This window comes from SAR324 cluster bacterium, assembly GCA_029245725.1.
In the GTDB taxonomy this organism is placed as follows: Bacteria; SAR324; SAR324; order SAR324; family NAC60-12; genus JCVI-SCAAA005.
Genome location: JAQWOT010000039.1, coordinates 1 through 3,208 on the forward strand (window position 1 = coordinate 1; position 3,208 = coordinate 3,208).

At 43.5% G+C, this 3,208-nt stretch carries 1 protein-coding gene; it reads right to left on the reverse strand.

The window, feature by feature from the left end; genetic code table 11:
- A partial coding sequence (gene metH / locus P8O70_01405) for a methionine synthase (protein ID MDG2195540.1) occupies positions 1–2,795 on the reverse strand: 2,795 nt, incomplete at its 3' end.
- Positions 2,796–3,208: the final 413 nt, after the last annotated feature.

Here is a 3,208-nt window from a genome sequence, read left to right on the forward strand (position 1 = left end):
ATAGGAATTGTAGTCTGCTTCCAGTCAATCGGAACATTCCGTTTTCTGGCCTCTTCTAAGCTTACTAACTGTCTTCGCCCACTTTTCTTGAAATATGCCTCTCTTCTCTTTTCCTGTTCTATTTGAATTTCAGCAATGAACTCATCGGATTGTTTTTGGTTCAGCAACTTTGACACAACATTAACTACCCGAGAGGCGTCAAGAACATGAATGACTGGATCTGAGCGAGAGGGTGCTATCTTTATGGCTGTATGAGCTGCACTCGTGGTGGCTCCTCCAATTAACAGTGGCAGATGAAGGTTTTCACGTTCCATTTCTCTGGATACGTGAACCATTTCATCAAGAGATGGTGTGATCAAACCAGATAATCCCAGGATGTCTACTTGTTGATCTTTCGCTGTTTGCAGGATCTTTTCACAAGGTACCATCACACCAAGGTCGATCACCTCGTAGTTGTTGCAGGCCAGCACAACCCCCACAATATTCTTTCCAATGTCATGGACGTCTCCTCTCACGGTGGCTAGCAAGATCTTAGCTCTAGCAGAAGATTCAGAATTTTTCTGTTTTTCTTGCTCCATGAAAGGTAGTAGGTAGGCAACGGCTTGCTTCATTACTCTCGCGCTTTTGACAACTTGTGGAAGAAACATCTTCCCTTCACCGAAAAGATCTCCCACAATCCTCATTCCGTCCATGAGAGGTCCCTCAATGATTTCAAGAGGCCGATCAAATAATTGTCGTGCTGCCTCTGTATCTTCTTGGATGAATTCTGTGATACCCTTGACCAAAGAATGAGTCAGCCGTTCCTGGACAGTTCCTTCTCGCCAAGCAAGAGTTTTTTTCTCAGATTTTGCACCACTTTGATAGCCTTCGGCAAATTCAATCAAACGCTCTGTTGCATCATCTCTTCGGTTCAGTAAGACGTCTTCTACTTTTTCCAAGAGTTCCGAGGGGATTTCCTCATAGACTGCAAGCATCCCAGCGTTGACAATTGCCATGTCCATTCCTGCTTGGATGGCATGGTACAGAAACGCTGAGTGCATTGCTTCTCGTACAGGGTTATTCCCACGAAAAGAGAACGAGATGTTAGAAATCCCTCCGCTAACTTTTGCTCCTGGGCAGACTTGCTTGATTTCTCTGGTAGCTTCAATGAAATCGAGAGCATAGTTGTTATGCTCTTCCATACCGGTTGCCACCGTCAGTATATTTGGATCAAAGATGATGTCCGATGGAGGAAATTCGATTGATTCTGTCAAAAGTTTATAGGCTCTTTGGCAAATTCGAATTTTTTCTTCTTTGGAGGCAGCCTGACCTTGTTCATCGAAGGCCATCACAACAGCAGCAGCGCCATATCTGCGAAGAGTTTTGGCCTGACGAAGGAAAACTTCCTCACCTTCTTTCAGCGAAATTGAATTGACTAAAGCTTTCCCTTGAACACATTTCAAACCCGCTTCAATCACAGACCATTTTGAACTGTCTATCATGATCGGCACCCGGGCAATGTCTGGCTCCGAGGCGATCAGGTTTAGAAAGTGTGTCATTGAGGCCTCGCCGTCCAAAAGGGCCTCATCGAAATTCACATCGATAACATCAGCTCCTGCTTCAACTTGCTGGCGGGCTATGGAGAGTGCTTCATCAAAGGCCTCATTCAAAATCAATTTTTTGAATTTTGGTGAGCCGGTTACGTTGGTTCTTTCTCCAATCAAGAGAAAGCCTTTGTCTGTGGTGGCGTTCAAGGGCTCAAGACCAGCGTATCTGCTGAAGGTACTAATATTCTCAAGCTTTCTGGGTGGCATATTTTGGACAGTTACCACCATTTGTCTTATATGATCAGGGGTGGTGCCGCAGCAACCACCCATAATATTCATCCATCTTTGCCCTGCGAAATTCTTTAGAAAATTAGCAAACTCTTCAGGGGTCTGATCGTATTCACCCATCGCATTTGGCAAACCTGCATTGGGATAACAACCCATGAAAAATTTAGATTTTGTGCTTAATTCTTCGAGGAATGGTCTCATCTCTTGAGCGCCAAGCGCACAATTGATCCCGACTGCGATTGGATTGGCGTGCTCAATGGAGTTATAAAAAGCTTCCAGAGTCTGACCAGAGAGAGTTCTTCCCGAGGCGTCAGTAATGGTCACGGATAAGAATAGTGGTAGCAGAATATTTTGTTCTTCAAATACCTGCTCAATCGCATAGATCGCAGCTTTCATGTTCAAGGTGTCAAAGCTGGTCTCACACAAAAGAAGGTCTACCCCTCCTTCAACCATTGCTTCCACCTGTTCCTTGTAAGCAATGACTACTTCATCAAAATTGACCGCTCGATAAGCTGGGTTGTTCACATCTGGGGACATGGAGGTGGTTCGATTCGTTGGGCCGATCGCGCCTGCGATAAAGGCGGGGTGGGAGGGGTTTTCAAGCTTGAATGAATTTAGAGCATCTCTAGCAACTTGGGCTGCATGAAGATTGATTTTGTAGACTTCAGAATCTAGCTGGTAGTCTGCTTGGGAGATACGGTTTGCGTTGAAGGTATTGGTTTCAATGATGTTTGCACCGGCTCGCAAAAAATTGAGGTGAATATCTTTAATGACCTCAGATTTGGTAATAGAGAGTAGATCATTGTTTCCTTGCAGTGCTTGGGTATGCTCATGGTAAAAAGAACCCCGAAAGTCTTCCTCTCCTAAATGGTATCCCTGAATCATGGTACCCATTGCACCATCTAGGAAAACAATTTGTTTGGTCAACAACGCTTGCAGGTGTTGGCCATTGATGTTGGTAAATTGCGGTTCTAATTTCATTAAATTTTAAAATCAATATATGCGCATTTAGTGATGAATTTAAAATATGCAACAGCCATGAAAGAAAAGCAAGGGAAATGGGCGGTCCTAAGATTCTAATCTCACTAAATGGATTTTGATCAGTTTCCTTTGAGCAATTGATGGATACTTCATTCTTGTCTTCAGGGATGAGATCGCTGGAAAAGCATTGCAAATTCGATTTGAGATTCTTAGTTTGCGGTGTGTTTTTTTGAAATTTCTTGTTCGAGATCAATATGACTCCTGCTTTAGCAAACCAATTTCTCGTTTCGAATTATCGATTGCCATCTGAATTACCCGATAAATACAAAGATTTTTGCAAAGGGTTGCTAGGTTTTTTGCCAGAAGAAAGAATTTTTACAGATAAGCTTCGGTGTCTCGCTTACGGTACAGAC